This window comes from Noviherbaspirillum humi (genome assembly GCF_900188095.1).
GTDB classification, from domain to species: domain Bacteria; phylum Pseudomonadota; class Gammaproteobacteria; order Burkholderiales; family Burkholderiaceae_D; genus Noviherbaspirillum; species Noviherbaspirillum humi.
On sequence record NZ_FZOT01000002.1, the window covers coordinates 138026 to 154274 of the forward strand.

The window sequence follows — 16249 nt, forward strand, 5'->3', positions numbered from 1 at the left end:
TTTTCTATGCCGTCAGCGCGGCTTGGCTTGCCACCAGGTCGAGATCACATACGGATCGGCCTGATAGTAGAGCGGCGGCTGCTGCGGGATGCCGAAGCGATTGCGGTAGGCGACGCGGTGGGTCGACGAATACCAGTGCGGCACCACCAAGAATTTGTGCAGCAGCACCCGATCCAGCGCACGAGACGCCGCCACCAGCTCCTTGCGGCTGGTGGCGGCCACCAGGGCTTCCACCAGCTTGTCCACCACCGGATCCTTGAGGCCGAAGGTGTTGGAGGAACCCTTTTCATCCGCCGCCTTGGAGCCGAACATGTCGAACATCTCGTTGCCCGGACTGTTGACGTCGGGGAAGCGGTTGCTGGTCATGTCGAAGTCGAACTCCTCCATGCGCTTCTGCACCAGGGCGAAGTCGGCGGTGCGCTGGTTGACCTGGATGCCGAGCTTCTGCAGGTTTCGCACATACACGCTGATGATGCGCGACAGCGCCGACTGGTCGTCCAGGATCTCGAACACGAAAGGCTCCCCTTTCGCATTGCGCAGCGCGCCGTCGCGGTACTCCCAGCCGGCCTGCCTGAACAGCTCGCGTGCCTTCATCAGGTTGGCGCGCAGGGAATTCGGCGAATCGGTGGACGGCGGCACCGGCGCCGGGCCGAACACCGCCGGATCGAGCTTGTCGCGCAGCGGTTCCAGCAATTTCAGTTCATCCGGACCGGGCATGCCGGTGGCGCCCAGTTCGCTGTTGTTGAAGAAGGAGTAGATGCGCTTGTACTGGCCATAGAACAGCTGGCGGTTCATCCATTCGAAGTCCAGCGCCAGGCCGAGCGCCTGCCGCACCCGGACGTCCTGGAACTGCGGCCGCCGCAGGTTCATCACGAAGCCCTGCATGCCGGCGCCGTTGGAATGCTGGAGCGCGCGCTTGACGATTTCGCCGTTCTCGAACTTCGGCCCGGTATAGGCGCGCGCCCAGTTCTTGGCGCTGTACTCCACCACCACATCGAACTCGCCGGCCTTGAAGGCTTCGAGGCGGGCGACGTCATCCTTGTAGAAGCGGTAGAAGATGCGCTCGAAGTTGTACATGCCGCGCCGCGCCGGCACGGCGTCGCCCCAGTAGGCCGGATTGCGCTTGTAAGTGATGGAGCGGCCGACGTCGTAGCGCTCGATCAGGTAGGGTCCGGTGGCGATCGGCGGCTCGAGCTGGATCTTGTCGAAGCTGGTGTTGGCGCCCCACTTGCGCGAGAAGACCGGCACGCCGCCGACGATCAAGGGCAGTTCATGGTTCAGGCTCTTGAAGTCGAAGCGCACCGTGCGCTCGTCCAGCACCACGCATTGCTTGACCTCGGCGAACACGATCTTGAACTGCGGCGCACCCTTGGCCATCAGGGTGTCGAAGGAATGCTTGACGTCGGCGGCGGTGACCGGGTCGCCATTGTTGAAGCGCGCCTTCGGATTGAGGCGAAAGGTCATCGCCATGCGGTCCGGCGCCAGTTCCATGTCTTCCGCCAGCAAGCCGTACATGGTGGCCACCTCGTCAGCGGAACTGGCTGCCAGGGTCTCGAACATCAGGTTGGAGACGCCGGCCGCCGCCACGCCCTTGAGCGAGAAGGGATTGAATTTGTCGAAGCTGGTGCGGCGGTCGGGATTGGCGAGAAACAGCTCGCCGCCGCGCGGCGCATCCGGATTCACGTAGCCGAAATGCGTGAAGTCCTTCGGGTACTTCGGGGTGTCGTACAGGGAAAATGCATGCGCTGCGCTGGCGGCGCCATGCTGGCCGAGACAACTGCAGAACAGTAGGGAAAGAAAGAATGTGCGCATTCGCGGTTTTTTCTTGCCGGGGCTGGCGGTAGGTGGGGCCATTTTACCGAAAGACATTTCGGGCCGGGCAAAGATTCCTCCCCATCGGAAAAACCGTTGATGCGGACATGATGCCAGCGGCGCGTCAGGCAGTCGCCGACGGCGCATATTGCCCTGACAACCCCGAAGCGCCTACAATCTCGCCCATTCCGCATTACCCGCGATATCAACCCATCCGCTTTCCGCCTCCGCTTTCGCTGCAACGTGGCGGCGCTGCGCAGGCGGATCCACCTGGAGTCAACATGGCGTTCCTGCAAGGCAAGAAATTACTCATCACCGGCCTCCTCTCCAACCGTTCCATCGCCTACGGCATCGCCAAGGCCTGCAAGCGCGAAGGCGCGGAACTGGCCTTCACCTACGTCGGCGAGCGCTTCAAGGACCGCATCACCGATTTCGCCAAGGAGTTCGAGAGCGAGCTGGTATTCGACTGCGACGTTGGCAGCGATGAGCAGATCAATGCCCTGTTCGCCGACCTCGGCAAGACGTGGGACAAGTTCGATGGCTTCGTGCACGCCATCGGCTTCGCGCCGCGCGAGGCGATCGGCGGCGATTTCCTCGACGGCCTTTCCCGCGAGAACTTCAAGATCGCCCACGACATTTCGGCTTACAGCTTTCCCGCCATGGCCAAGGCCGCGCTGCCGATGCTGAATGAAAACGCCGCGCTGCTGACCCTGAGCTATCTCGGCGCCATCCGCTCCGTTCCCAACTACAACACCATGGGCTTGGCGAAAGCATCGCTGGAAGCCAGCGTGCGCTACCTCGCCGAATCGCTGGGCAAGCGCGGCGTACGCGTCAACGGCATTTCCGCCGGCCCGATCAAGACCCTGGCCGCCAGCGGCATCAAGGATTTCGGCAAGATGCTGAACATCGTGGCGAAGAACGCTCCGCTGCGCCGCAACGTCACCATCGACGATGTCGGCAATGCGGCGGCCTTCCTGCTATCCGACCTCGCCGGCGGCATCACTGCAGAAATCACCTATGTGGACGGCGGTTTCTCTCAGGTGATGTACAGCCCCGAAGAGTAAGTCTTGCCCAGCGTTAATGCATGCGAGAAACCTTGCTTCCTTCAGCAAGGTTTCGTGCGTCATCAGGAGGGATATTCACAAGAAAACAGATCTTTAAGAGGCATATAATCAAACACGCAGTTCGATAAGCCTGTATAATTCTGTTTGTGCGCAATTCATCGCACATCGCCGCATCGCGAACCCTTTAGCATCTCGATAAAGCCATCCCGCCCTTTGGTGTCGCATTAGAACACCGTCCCGGCGCAAAGCTTTGTGCCGAAATCTCTCAGATTTTTTCTCAGCAGTTTCGTTGGTTGGCGTTGCATTTTCCGCGTTTGCCGCATTGGTCCGGCAGCGCAACGTATTGAACTACGAAAGTAAATAATGACATTTGAAGCATTAGGCTTGCACACGTCCGTCCTCATGGCACTTACCGAAGCAGGCTACACTGCGCCGACCCCGGTGCAGGCGCAGGCGGTGCCCGCGGCCATCGAAGGCCGCGACCTGCTCGTTTCTTCCCAGACCGGCTCCGGCAAGACTGCCGCATTCATGCTGCCGGCCCTGCACAAATTCGCCCTCGCGGAGCAGCAATCAGCGCCCCAGGGCAAGACCTCCAATCAGGAGCGCCAGGCTACCCGCGCCCGCGGCGAACGTCCCCGCTTCCAGCCGGCCCAGCCGAAGATGCTGGTGCTGACCCCGACGCGCGAACTGGCGCTGCAGGTCACCACCGCGACCACCAAGTACGGCGCCCATCTGCGCCGCGTGCGCGCGGTGTCCATCCTGGGCGGCATGCCGTATCCGAAGCAGATGCAATTGCTGTCGAAGAATCCGGAAATATTGGTTGCCACCCCGGGCCGCCTGATCGACCACATGGAGTCGGGCAAGATCGACTTCTCCCAGCTCCAGGTCCTGGTGCTCGACGAAGCCGACCGCATGCTGGACATGGGTTTCATCGAAGACATCGAGAAGATCGTCGACGCGACACCGGAAACCCGCCAGACCATGCTGTTCTCGGCGACGCTCGACGGCGTGGTCGGCAGCATGGCCAAGCGCATCACCCGCGATCCGATGGTGATCCAGATCGCCAGCGCCACCACGCGCCATGAGAACATCCAGCAGCGCGTGCACTTCGTCGACGACCTGTCGCACAAGAACCGCATCCTGGACCATCTGCTGCGCGATACCTCGATCGACCAGGCGGTGGTGTTCACCGCCACCAAGCGCGATGCCGACAGCATCGCCGACCGCCTGAACATCGCCGGCTTCAGCGCCGCCGCGCTGCATGGCGACATGCACCAGGGCGCCCGCAACCGCACCCTGGATGCGCTGCGCCGCGGCCAGGTGCAGGTGCTGGTGGCCACCGACGTCGCCGCTCGCGGCATCGACGTGCCGGGCATCACCCACGTCTTCAACTACGACCTGCCGAAGTTCCCGGAAGACTACGTGCACCGCATCGGCCGCACCGGCCGCGCCGGTCGCCAGGGTCTGGCGATTTCGCTGGCGAACCATGAAGAGAACATGAACGTGCGCCGCATCGAGCGCTTCACCAAGCAGACGATCCCGGTCGACGTGATCGCCGGCTTCGAGCCGAAGCGCAGCGCACGTCCGGCCCGCAAGGCGGACGGCTGGAAGCCGGGCGACAACCGTCGCGGCGGCGCCAAGCCGGGCCAGCGCAGCTTCAGCAAGCCGGGCGCGCCGCGTCGCGAAGGCGGCTCCGGCGGGTATGGCAAGGGTCGTGGCAGCGAGGGCGCCCGCCGCGCTTTCGGCGATCGCTGATTCCCGCCCACGCAAACGCATCAGTCAAACCGCCCGGGTCGAACCGGGCGGTTTTTTTTCGCCTCCAGGATCGGATGCGGGCTGAGCGGCTTTAGCTTTAGCTTGACCGAGCCAACCGTATGGCGGTGAATTGCCAGCGCGCCGGCGCCGGAAAGAAATTGCGATAGGTGGCGCGACTGTGATGCGCCGGAGTGGCGCAGGACGAACCGCGCAGCACATACTGGTTGACCATGAACTTGCCGTTGTACTCGCCGATGGCGCCGAGCGCCGGCCGGTATCCGGGATACGGCGCATAGCTGCTCGCCGTCCATTGCCAGCCGGCGCCGTAAAGCTGGCCCAGTCCCGTGCGGCCGTCGGCCGTCGGCTGCAAACCATGCGGCGGCACGCCCTGCTCGGTGCCCGCCGCCGCATGCTCCCATTCGAATTCGCTGGGCAGCCGTGCATCGCTCCAGCGCGCATAAGCGTCCGCTTCAAAGTAAGAAACATGGGTGACCGGATCATCCAGGCGCAACGGACGCGAGCCATGCAGGGTGAATTCCTCCCAGCCCGCTTCCGTCGCCCGCCAGTAGAGCGGATGGGCGATGCGCTGCGTCTGCACCCAGTCCCATCCCTCCGACAGCCACAGCCCTGGATCCCGGTAGCCGCCGGCTTCGATGAAGGCGGCATACTCGCCGTTTGTCACGAGGCGCGATGCCAGCTGATAGGGCTCCAGGAACTGGCGATGGCGCGGCGTTTCATTATCGAAGCAAAAGCCTTTGCCTGAATGGCCGATGCCCGCGATGCCGCCGTCGAAGCCGAGCCAGGAAAGCGGCCCGGCTTTTCCCGTTTCTTCCGGACCGGTTCGGTAGACGGGCTGCAGCGGATTGAGCGAGAGCAGGTGCTTCAGGTCGGTCAGGACCAGCTCCTGGTGCTGCTTCTCATGCTCCAGTCCAAGTTCCAGGAGGCGGGCCAGCTCTGCACGGTCCCCGTGCGCGCCGTCCAGCAGCGCAGCCATGCGCCGGTCCACGTTTTCGCGGTAGGCCTTCACCTCCTCCAGCGCAGGCCGGGTGAGCATGCCTCGCTGCGGCCGCGGATACTTGTCGCCGACGCCGTTGTAGTAGGAGTTGAACAGCACCCGGAACATCGGATGGAAAGGCTGGAAGGCCGGCTCGAAGCGCTCGAGGATGAAGGTCTCGAAGAACCAGGTGGTATGCGCCAGATGCCATTTCACCGGGCTGGCGTCCGGCATCGATTGCACGCAGCAGTCTTCCTCCGACAGCGGCGCGGCCAGCGCCACGGTATGCCGCCTCACCGCGGCGAAGGCGTGGCGCAGATCGGGATTGAAGTCGCGCATCGCGGTCTTCCTTTCCGTCTGCGTCAGATGGCCCGAGCGTGGCAGACCATGAACCAGCCGCGCTCGTCGGTCCAGGTGCGGGCCGCGCCGAATCCGGCCTGGTGCAGCAGCGACAGGAAGCGATCGCGGGTGTACTTGTAGCTGTTCTCGGTATGGATGCGCTCGCCCGCGGCGAAGCGGCGCCGGCCATCGCGCCATTGCACGGCGAGATCCTGGCGCGCCTCCAGGTGCATCTCGATGCGGCTCTCGTCCGGATTGAAGAAAGCCACGTGGCGCCACTGGCGCGGTTCGAAGTCGGCGCCCAGCATCGCATTGAGATGCAGCAGGAGATTCAGGTTGAAGGCGCCGGTCAGGCCGAGTTCGTCGTCGTAGGCGGCGTTGAGCACGGCGGCATCCTTCACCAGATCGATGCCGATCAGCAGGCCGCCATCCTCGTCGCAGGACTGGCGCAGACGCCTCAGGAAGGCGAGCGCCTCGTCCGGCGCATAGTTGCCGAGCGAGGAGCCGGGATAGAAGAACAACCGGCGATGCTCCGAGACCGCCGGCGGCAGCACGAACTCGCTGGAGAAGTCCATGCCCAGCGCCACCATGTCGAGGGCCGGAAACTTGCGCTGCCAGCGCTCCACCGCCTCGCGCAGGAAATCGACGGAGATGTCGACCGGCACGTACTGCGCCGGCTGCAGCGCCGGGAACAACCTCGCCGCCTTGGCGCAGTTGCCGGCGCCGAGATCGATCATGGTCGCGCCCTGGCCGACCGAGCGCCCGATCTCCAGCAGATGGTTGGCGAAGATGGCCGCCTCGGTGCGGGTGGGGTAGTACTCCGGCAGTTCGCAGATGGCTTCGAACAGGCGCGAGCCGAGCGCATCATAGAGGTACTTCGGGCTGGCATGAGCTTGCGGCGCCAGCAGCCCGGCGGCGAGCTCGGCGCGGATCGCTTCCGCATCCTCGCGGTAGAGCTGGATGAATTCCGCATGCGGCTCCAGCGCATCGCCAGCCAGGACGCTGACGGAGGTGATTCGGTCGGACGGTATCGGATGGCGCGAGGAGAATTTGGATATCATAGGCGGCCGGATTCCTTGTCGGTTAATGAGTCGCATGATCTGCAAAGCTTGCCCGCCGGCACGCCCTGCCGTTCGCAAATGAAACGCCGTGCGGCCATTCTACCCCCCTATCCCCAAACAGCCTCCATGCTCGAACTGCGCGACATCAGCAAATCCTACGGCAGCGGCCGCCAGATCTTCTCCGGCCTCTCCTATGCGCTGAGCGCGGGCGAGTATGTCGCCATTATGGGCGAGTCGGGCGTCGGCAAGTCCACCCTGCTCAATCTCATCGCCGGGCTCGATGCGCCGGACGCCGGCGAGATTTTGATCGATGGCCGGCCGATGTCCGCGCTGGACGATGAAGCCGCCACCCTGCTGCGGCGCCGGCGCTTCGGCTTCATCTTCCAGGCCTTCCACGTGCTGCCGCATCTGACGCTGGTGCAGAACGTGGCCCTGCCGCTACTGCTCAATGGCGAGCCGGCGCAAGCCGCGCAGCGCGCCCGCGCGATGCTGGCGGCGGTCGGCCTCGACGGGCGCGGCGGAGACTTCCCGCGCCAGCTTTCCGGCGGCGAGATGCAGCGGGTGGCAATCGCCCGCGCCCTGGTGCACAAGCCGCGGCTCATCCTGGCCGACGAGCCGACCGGCAACCTCGATCCGGAAACCGCCGACGAGGTGCTGGACCTGCTGCGCCGCGAGATCAAAGCCAATGGCGCGTCCTGCTTGCTGGTGACGCATTCCTATGCCGCCGCCGCCAGCACCGACCGGGTGCTGGAACTCACCCGCCATGGCCTGCATCCGCTGGCGCCGGACGCGCCGCTGCGCCGGGCCCGATGAGCGGCATGGCATCACCCTCCTGGGTGCTCAACCGCTGGCTGCTGCGCGGCGAATGGGCCGCCCATCCGCTGCGGGCGCTGATGGCGATCGCCGCCATCGCCCTCGGCGTCGCCATGGGCTTCGCTATCCACCTCATCAATGCCGCCGCCTTCAATGAATTCTCGGCCGCGGTGCGCAGTCTCTCCGGCCAGTCCGACCTGCAGGTGCGCGCCGCGTCAGGCTTCATCGACGAAAACCGCTATCCGCAGCTGGCGCAGCACGAGGGCGTGACGGTCGCGAGCCCGGTGCTGGAACTGGATGCGGTGGTGCCGGGACAGAGCAATGCGCTGCGCCTGCTCGGCATCGACATCTTCCGCGCCGCGCTGGTCGCGCCCGACTTGCTGCCCAGCGCCGGGGAAGACAAGCCTTTCGATGCGCTGGCCGACGATGCGATCTTCCTGTCCCCGGCGGCAATGGCCTGGCTGAACGTGAAAACCGGTGACCGGCTGGCCCTGCGCAGCGGCACCGACACGGTGGACCTGCGGGTGGCCGGCGGCATCGCCAGCGCCCGCCCCGGACAGCGCCTGGCGGTGATGGATGTCGGCGCGGCGCAATGGCGCTTCAAGCGCCTCGGCCAGCTGTCGCGCATCGACCTGAAGCTGGCGGAAGGCGTGAACCGGGAACGCTTCAGGCAGGAACTGGCGCGCGAACTCGGCACCGGCCTGCTCGTGACTGAAAGCCAGGAGCAGCAGGAGCGCAGCGCCAACATGTCGCGCGCCTACCGCGTCAACCTCAACGTGCTGGCGCTGGTGGCGCTGTTCACCGGCGCCTTTCTGGTGTTCTCCACCCAGGCGCTGTCGGTGCTGCGCCGGCGCAGCCAGCTGGCCCTGCTGCGGGTGCTGGGCCTGAGCCGGCGCCGGGTGCTGCTGCAGATCCTGCTGGAAGGCGGCCTGCTCGGCGTCGCGGGCGCGGTCCTCGGACTGGCGCTCGGCTACGCGCTGGCGGCGCTGGCGCTGCGCTTCTTCGGCGGCGATCTCGGCGGCGGCTTCTTTCCCGGCATCCGCCCCTCGGTGCAATTCGCGCCGGTGGCGGCGCTGGTGTTCTTGCTGCTCGGCATAGGCGTGGCCCTGCTCGGCTGCGCCAGCCCGGCCTGGGAAGCGGCCCGGGCGCGGCCGGCCGCCGCCCTGAAGGCCGGCAGCGAGGACGTGGCGCTGTCCCGGTTGGCCAAGCCCTGGCCGGCCCTGATCCTGCTGCTGCTCGGCGCCGTGCTGAGCCAGCTGCCGCCGGTGGCCGGCCTGCCGATCTTCGGCTATCTCGCCGTCGCCCTGCTGCTGATCGGCGGCATCGGCCTGATGCCGCGCCTGGCGGCGCTGATGTTCGGCGCGCTGTCGCGGCGCGGCAGCGACCGGGTGGTGCCGGCGCTGTCCCTGGCGCGGCTGGCGAACGCGCCCAACCAGGCGTCCATTGCCCTCGGCGGCATCCTCTCCAGTTTCAGCCTGATGGTGGCCATGGCCATCATGGTGGACAGCTTCCGCGTCTCGGTGGATGAATGGCTCGGGCAGGTGCTGTCGGCCGACGTCTATGTACGCGCTTCCAGCGGCGGTGCCACCACCGGCGCGCTGGGGCCGGTGCAGCAGCAGGCGCTGGCCGCCACGCCCGGTGTGCGCCGCATCGAATTCCTCAAGGCGCAGCAGCTGACCCTGGCGGCAGGACAGGCGCCTGTGGCCCTGATCGCGCGGCCTATCGATCCTGGCGACCCTGGACGCACCCTGCCGCTGCTTGGCAAGGGAACGCCGCCTATCCTGCCTGCCGGCGCGGTGCCCGTCTGGATTTCGGAAGCCATGGTCGATCTGTATGGCTACGCTGCCGGGCGCGAGGTTTCCCTCCCCTTCGGTCCGGCCGGTACCCGCTTCCTCGTCGCCGGCATCTGGCGCGACTATGCGCGCCAGGGCGGTGCGATCCAGATGCGCCTGGAAGACTACCGGCACCTGAGCGGCGATACGGATGTGAACGATGCCGGCATCTGGCTGGCACCGGGCGCATCCGCCGAGTCGGTGATCGCGCGCATCCGCGGGCTGCCCTTCGGACCGGCGCTGGAGATTTCCCAGCCGGGCGAGATCCGTGCCGTCAGCCTCAGGATCTTCGACCGCAGCTTCGCCATTACCTACCTGCTGGAGGCGGTGGCCATCGTCATCGGCCTGTTCGGCGTGGCCGCCACCTTCTCCGCCCAGACCCTCGCCCGCGCCCGGGAGTTCGGCATGCTGCGCCATGTCGGCGTGACCCGGCGCCAGATACTCGGCATGCTGGCTGCCGAGGGCGGCATGCTGGCGCTGCTCGGCATCCTCACCGGCTTCGCGCTCGGCGGCTGCATCAGCCTGATCCTGGTCTACATCGTCAACCCGCAATCCTTCCACTGGACCATGGAACTGCATGTGCCGTGGGGCTCGCTGATGGCGGTGGCCGCCGCCCTGCTGCTGTCGGCCGGCCTCACCGCGCTGCTGGCCGGCCGGCAGGCGGTAGCCGGCAGCGCGGTGCGGGCCGTTCGGGAGGACTGGTGATGATCAAGCGCATGCTCCTCGCCGGCCTGCTACTGCTGGTCAGCCTGCAGGCCGGTCTCGCCGCGCCGCCACGGCTGAGCGCAGTGACGCCCGGGAAGACCCTCGCCTTCCCGCGCGACTTCGGCGCCCATCCCGATTACCGCACCGAGTGGTGGTACGTCACCGGCTGGCTGCAGACGCCGGACGGCAAGCCGATCGGCTTCCAGGTCACCTTCTTCCGCTCCGCCACCGACCATGATCCGGCCAATCCCAGCCGGCTGGCGCCGAAGCAGCTGATCATCGCCCACGCGGCGCTGTCCGACCCGGCCGCCGGCCGCCTGCTGCACGACCAGCGCAGCGCCCGGGCCGGCTTCGACCTCGCCTACGCCAAGGAGGGCACCACCGATGTGGCGCTGAACGGCTGGCGCTTCTTCCGCGAAGCCGACGGCCGCTACCGGGCGCAGCTGCGTGCGCGGGAATTCGAATTCGACCTCGCCATGGCGCCGACCCAGCCGCTGCTGCTGCAGGGCGAGCAAGCATATTCGCGCAAGGGGCCGCGCCCGGAGCAGGCAAGCTACTACTACAGCGAACCCCAGCTCAAGGTCGGCGGCAGCATCGTCCGCAACGGCCAGCCGCTCACGGTGACCGGCAGCGCCTGGCTCGATCATGAATGGTCCACCAGCGTGCTCGACGCCGATGCCGCCGGCTGGGACTGGATCGGCGCCAACCTCGACGACGGTTCGGCCCTGATGGCTTTCCAGATCCGAAGCCGCGACGGCGCCCGCCGCTGGGCTCATGCCACCCTGCGCAGCCCTGACGGCAAGCTGCGCCAGTTCGGCCCCGACGAGGTCGCCTTCGAGCCGGTGCGGCGCTGGCAGTCGCCGCGCACCGGCGCCAGCTATCCGGTGGCGCAGCGCCTCGTGACCGGCGACATCGCCTGGGAGCTGCAGCCGCTGCAGGACGACCAGGAACTCGATTCGCGCCAGTCCACCGGCGCCATCTACTGGGAAGGCGCGACCACTCTGCTGCGCGGCGGGCAGCGGGCCGGGCGCGGCTATCTCGAAATGACCGGCTACGCCAAGCCGATGAAACTCTGATCTCCTCATGACGCCATCCAGCCAGCTCCGCCCGAAGGGCAGCCTCGCCACGCTCGAGGGCCTGCTGCCCTTCATGGCACCTTACCGCAAGCGCTTCCTGCTGGCCGGCTTCGCGCTGGTGGTGGCGGCCGGCGCCACCCTGGCCATGCCCTACGCCTTCCGGCGCCTGGTGGATGTCGGCTTCAACACCATCGAGAGCGGCAAGACGGCCCACATCGACGCCTACTTCATCGGCCTGTTCGCGCTCGCCTGCGTGCTGGCAGTCGCCACCGCCGCCCGCTTCTACATGGTGTCGTGGCTGGGCGAACGCGTCACCGCCGACCTGCGCCGGGCGGTGTATTCGCACGTGGTGACGCAGAGCCCGGAATTCTTCGAAACCAGCCAGACCGGGGAGGTGCTGTCACGCCTGACCACCGACACCACCCTGATCCAGACCCTGGTCGGCACTAGCATCTCCATGGGCCTGCGCAATTCGCTGCTGTTCGCCGGCGGCCTGACGATGCTGTTCGTCACCAGCCCGCGCCTGTCGGCCATCATCCTCGTCATGCTGCTGGTGCTGATCCTGCCCATCGTGATTTTCGGGCGCCGCGTGCGCAAGCTCTCGCGCGAGTCGCAGGACCGGGTGGCCGATGCCTCCGCCCTGGCGGGCGAGATCCTCAACGCCATGCCGACGGTGCAGGCCTATACCCAGGAAGTGCGGGAGGCGCGGCGCTTCGGCGATACCGTGGAACAGGCTTTCGACACCGCGATGCGTCGCATCCGCGCCCGTTCGCTGCTGACGGTGACGGCGATCCTGCTGGTGTTCGGCGCCATCGTGTTCGGGCTGTGGCTGGGCGCGCATGCGGTGATGGACAAGAGCATGACCCCCGGCGAGCTGGGCCAGTTCATCCTGTATGCCACGCTCGTCGCCGGCGCCATCGGCGCGCTGTCGGAAGTGATGGGCGATGCCCAGCGCGCCGCCGGCGCGGCGGAACGCCTGCTCGAACTGCTGGCGCTGAGCTCGCCGGTGCAGCCGCCGGCCGCGCCGCTTGCGCCGCCGGCGCGCCGGGGCAATGGCGCGGCGCTGAGCCTGAGCGACGTCTGCTTCCACTATCCCTCGCGGCCGCAGCAGAATTCGCTGTCCCACCTGAACCTGGAAGCAAGGCCGGGCGAGACGGTGGCGGTGGTCGGTCCCTCGGGCGCCGGCAAGACCACCCTGTTCCAGTTGCTGCTGCGCTTCTACGACCCCCAGCAGGGCGGCATCGCCATCGACGGCATCGACATCCGCCGGCTCGCCCTGCACGACCTGCGCGGCGCCATCAGCATCGTGCCGCAGGACACGGTGATCTTCTCCGCCAATGCCCTGGACAACATCCGCTACGGCCGGCCGGAGGCGAACGACGAGGAAGTGGTCGCGGCGGCGAAGATGGCGGCGGCGCACGAGTTCATCGAGCGCTTGCCGGAAGGCTACCGCTCCTTTCTCGGCGAGCGCGGCGTGCGCCTGTCCGGGGGACAGCGCCAACGTATCGCCATCGCCCGCGCCCTGCTGAAAAACCCGCCCCTGCTGCTGCTGGACGAAGCCACCAGCGCGCTCGACGCCGAATCGGAGCGCCTGGTGCAGGGAGCGCTGGAGCGGGCCATGGCCGGCCGCACCACGCTCGTCATCGCCCACCGCCTGGCGACCATCCAGCGTGCCGACCGCATCATCGTGATGGAGCATGGCCGCATCGTGAAAAGCGGCAGCCATGCTGAGCTGGTCGCCCATGGCGGCCTCTATGCCAGCCTGGCGGCCCTGCAATTCGGCTTGGGCTGATACTTGCGCCCGATGCTTCGGGTTAACGGAAGAATGGGTTCCGCAAAACTCTATTTGCAAATAATTCTCGTTTGCATATACTGAGTTTTCTTGCAATTTGCTGAATTCATTCCATCAACCCTTCACTCACGAAAGAGGAAATCCATGCGCAATGTCCTGCTTGCCTCCCTGTTGATCGCCCTGTCCGGCTCCGCCTTCGCCGCCGCCAAGTGCGCCGCCCATCCGAAGTCCGAATGGATGAAGCAAGAGGACGCCAAGGCCAAGCTGGAAGCCGAAGGCTACAAGATCCGCAAGTTCAAGGTCGACGGCAATTGCTATGAAATCTACGGCCATAACAAGGAAGGCAAGAAAGTGGAAATCTATTTCGACACCAAAACCCTGGACGTGGTGAAGGCCGAAGTCGAGAAATAAGCGCAAGCATCGGAGAGCGCTTGCCATGGTGCTGGTCTGGGACAGGCTGGTCCGCCTCATCCATTGGGGCGTGGCCGCGCTCGTGGCGTTCAATTTCCTGAACGAGGGTGGCTCAACCTGGCACCGCTATGCCGGCTATGCGACGGCGACGCTGGTACTCACCCGCCTCGCCTGGGGCCGTTTCAGCCGCGGCCATGCCCGCTTTTCCCGCTGGTGGCCAGGTATCGCCGGCCTGCGCGCCTACTTCGCCGCCAGCCGCGCCGGACGCGCCCCCCGCTTCCTCGGCATCAATCCGGCCGGCGCCTGCATGGCGGTGCTGCTCTGGCTGCTGATCCTGGCGCTCGGCATCAGCGGCTGGATGATGGGCCTGGATGCCTTCTGGGGCGATGAATGGCTGGAGATTCTCCATGAAGTCATCGGCTACGGGCTGCTGGCCTGCATCGGCTTGCATGTGGCTTCCGTCATCTTCGTCAGCATCCGGCACCGCGAAAACCTGCCGAAGGCCATGCTGACCGGCAAAAAACGTCCCTCCTGAATTCTCCCCGACAATCCGCTTGCCGGTAAAATACGGGCAACCTTCACGGATTGCGGATCCCCATGCGTCAATACCTCGATTTCATGCGCCATGTCTACGAACACGGCACCGAAAAAACCGATCGCACCGGCACCGGCACCCGCTCGGTGTTCGGCTACCAGATGCGCTTCGACCTGCAGGAAGGCTTCCCGCTGGTCACCACCAAGAAGCTGCACCTGAAATCCATCATCCATGAGCTGATCTGGTTCCTGGCCGGCTCCACCAACATCAAGTACCTGAAGGACAACGGCGTCTCGATCTGGGATGAATGGGCCGATGCCGAGGGCAATCTCGGCCCCATCTACGGCTACCAGTGGCGCTCCTGGCCGGCGCCGAACGGCCAGCACATCGACCAGATCGCCCAGGTGGTGGACCAGATCCGCAAGAATCCCGATTCGCGCCGGCTGATCGTCTCCGCCTGGAACGTGGCCGACATTCCGCAGATGAAGCTGCCGCCCTGCCATGCCTTCTTCCAGTTCTATGTCGCCGACGGCAAGCTGTCCTGCCAGCTCTACCAGCGCAGCGCCGACATCTTCCTCGGCGTGCCGTTCAACATCGCCTCCTACGCCCTGCTGACGCACATGGTGGCGCAGCAGACCGGCCTGGACGTCGGCGAATTCATCTGGACCGGCGGCGACTGCCACCTCTACTCCAACCACATGGAACAGGTGCGCGAACAGCTGTCGCGCAAGCCCTTCCCGCTGCCGCAGCTGGTCATCAAGCGCAAGCCGGACTCCCTCTTCGATTACCGCTTCGAGGATTTCGAGATCGTCGGCTACGAATGCCATCCCGCCATCAAGGCGCCGGTGGCGGTATAAGTTCCGGTTCGCGGGCGGCCGGCGCATGCCGCCGCCCTTTCGCCTTTCCCATCATCCGTCCCACTCCCGCCGCCGCGGGATGACCATCATGTCCGATCCCAAGCTCACCCTCATCGTCGCGGCCGACAGCGCCGGCGGCATCGGCATCAACAACCAGCTGCCCTGGCATTTGCCGGCCGACCTGGCCCGCTTCAAGCAGCTCACCACCGGCCATCCCATCATCATGGGCCGCAAGACCTTCGATTCCATCGGCCGGCCCTTGCCTAACCGGCGCAACATCGTCATCACCCGCGACGCGGCATGGCAGCACGACAAGGTGGAGGCGGTGAACTCGATCGAGGCGGCGCTGGCCCTGGTGGACGGATTGCAGGCGTATGTCATCGGCGGCGCGCAGATCTTCGAGAAGACCTTGCCCCTTGCGCAACGGCTGGAGCTCACCGAGATCGGCAAGCGCTTCGACTGCGATGTTTTCCTGCCGACCATCGACTGGAAACAGTGGAAGGAAGTGGCGCGCGAAGGGTATCATTCCGCCGAGCATGGTTTCGACTATGCATTTGTCACTTATGAAAGAGTCGAGGAGTAAGCATGTCCGGTCACGGTTTTCACGTTCACGGCCCGCATGATCATGAAGTCGAGCATGCCGCGTCTCATGGGGGCGCCGATTCCTTCGCCAGCCGCATCGCGGTGATGACGGCGGTGCTGGCTACCGTCGGCGCCATCTTCGGCTACCAGGCCGGCGCGACCCAGAACAACGCCGCCCTGTACAAGAACAACTCAGCCATCAAGAAGACCGAAGCCTCCAACCAGTGGAACTATTACCAGGCCAAGTCGAGCAAGCAGAACCTGGCCGAGCTGGCCATGGCCCTGCCCGGCGTCGACGTGAACAAGTACAAGGCCGAGGTGGAGCGCTACAAGCAGGAGAAGAATGACATCAAGGTGGATGCCGAGAAGCTGGAAGCGGTATCGCTCGACTGGGACAAGCAGTCGGACGAGCAGATCCACCAACACCATCGATGGGCGCAGGCGATGACGGCGGAGCAGATCGCCATTTCCCTCGCCGCGATCGCCCTCCTCACCCGCAAGAAGTGGCTGCAATTCTCCGCCTACGGCGTGGCTGCCGTCGGCTTCGCCCTCGGCGCGCTGGCCTGGCTGCACATCTGACCATTCCCCCGGACCGCCCGCCGCCAGGAATTCCTGGCGGCG

At 65.8% G+C, this 16249-nt stretch carries 14 protein-coding genes; 11 read left to right on the forward strand and 3 right to left on the reverse strand.

All coding sequences use genetic code 11. The features are described 5' to 3' along the window. Window positions 1–12: 12 nt before the first annotated feature. Window positions 13–1812, reverse strand: a complete 1800-nt coding sequence (locus CHB88_RS04025) for an extracellular solute-binding protein (protein WP_089398019.1) — start codon at window positions 1810–1812, stop codon at window positions 13–15. 281 nt (window positions 1813–2093) lie between these two features. Here CHB88_RS04025 and fabI point away from each other — a divergent pair, with 281 nt between their 5' ends. Continuing rightward, window positions 2094–2876 (forward strand): enoyl-ACP reductase FabI, encoded by a 783-nt coding sequence (gene fabI, locus CHB88_RS04030; RefSeq protein WP_089398020.1) that lies wholly within the window; start codon window positions 2094–2096, stop codon window positions 2874–2876. Window positions 2877–3239: 363 nt separating this feature from the next. Beyond that, on the forward strand, window positions 3240–4631 hold the full coding sequence (locus CHB88_RS04035) for a DEAD/DEAH box helicase (RefSeq protein ID WP_089398021.1): 1392 nt from the start codon (window positions 3240–3242) through the stop codon (window positions 4629–4631). A gap of 97 nt (window positions 4632–4728) precedes the next feature. Here the strand turns inward: CHB88_RS04035 and egtB are convergent, their stop codons facing one another. Together egtB and egtD are read right to left on the reverse strand one after the other, a co-directional pair. Then, complete coding sequence (gene egtB, locus CHB88_RS04040; protein ID WP_089398022.1) at window positions 4729–5964, reverse strand: ergothioneine biosynthesis protein EgtB; 1236 nt, start codon at window positions 5962–5964, stop codon at window positions 4729–4731. 23 nt (window positions 5965–5987) lie between these two features. Next, the gene (egtD, locus tag CHB88_RS04045) at window positions 5988–7025 is read right to left on the reverse strand and encodes an L-histidine N(alpha)-methyltransferase (protein WP_089398023.1); all 1038 of its coding nucleotides are present in this window, start codon (window positions 7023–7025) and stop codon (window positions 5988–5990) included. A 126-nt stretch (window positions 7026–7151) separates the two neighbouring features. Here egtD and CHB88_RS04050 point away from each other — a divergent pair, with 126 nt between their 5' ends. The 9 genes from CHB88_RS04050 (at window position 7152) to CHB88_RS04090 (ending at window position 16207) form a co-directional block, all read left to right on the forward strand. Beyond that, window positions 7152–7838: an ABC transporter ATP-binding protein gene (locus CHB88_RS04050; protein ID WP_089398024.1), complete on the forward strand. Its 687-nt coding sequence runs from the start codon at window positions 7152–7154 to the stop codon at window positions 7836–7838. Between the two features lie 5 nt (window positions 7839–7843). Beyond that, window positions 7844–10375, forward strand: coding sequence for an ABC transporter permease (locus CHB88_RS04055; protein ID WP_425436056.1), 2532 nt, complete (start codon window positions 7844–7846; stop codon window positions 10373–10375). Then, complete coding sequence (locus CHB88_RS04060; protein WP_245844733.1) at window positions 10375–11451, forward strand: lipocalin-like domain-containing protein; 1077 nt, start codon at window positions 10375–10377, stop codon at window positions 11449–11451. Before CHB88_RS04055 ends, CHB88_RS04060 begins: the two co-directional genes overlap by 1 nt. 7 nt (window positions 11452–11458) lie before the next feature. After that, window positions 11459–13243 carry an ABC transporter transmembrane domain-containing protein gene (locus CHB88_RS04065; protein WP_089398026.1) on the forward strand — a complete coding sequence of 595 codons (1785 nt, stop codon included), beginning with the start codon at window positions 11459–11461 and terminating at the stop codon, window positions 13241–13243. A 144-nt stretch (window positions 13244–13387) separates the two neighbouring features. Next, the gene (locus tag CHB88_RS04070) at window positions 13388–13654 is read left to right on the forward strand and encodes a PepSY domain-containing protein (protein WP_089398027.1); all 267 of its coding nucleotides are present in this window, start codon (window positions 13388–13390) and stop codon (window positions 13652–13654) included. 25 nt (window positions 13655–13679) lie between these two features. Then, entirely contained in the window at window positions 13680–14189 is a 510-nt protein-coding gene (locus CHB88_RS04075; RefSeq protein WP_089398028.1) for a cytochrome b/b6 domain-containing protein, read from the forward strand. A gap of 62 nt (window positions 14190–14251) precedes the next feature. Beyond that, a complete protein-coding gene (locus CHB88_RS04080; protein WP_089398029.1) occupies window positions 14252–15046 on the forward strand; it encodes a thymidylate synthase in 795 nt (264 codons plus the stop codon). 88 nt (window positions 15047–15134) lie between these two features. After that, window positions 15135–15629: a dihydrofolate reductase gene (locus CHB88_RS04085; protein WP_089398477.1), complete on the forward strand. Its 495-nt coding sequence runs from the start codon at window positions 15135–15137 to the stop codon at window positions 15627–15629. A gap of 2 nt (window positions 15630–15631) precedes the next feature. After that, window positions 15632–16207: a DUF4337 domain-containing protein gene (locus CHB88_RS04090; RefSeq protein ID WP_089398030.1), complete on the forward strand. Its 576-nt coding sequence runs from the start codon at window positions 15632–15634 to the stop codon at window positions 16205–16207. Window positions 16208–16249: the final 42 nt, after the last annotated feature.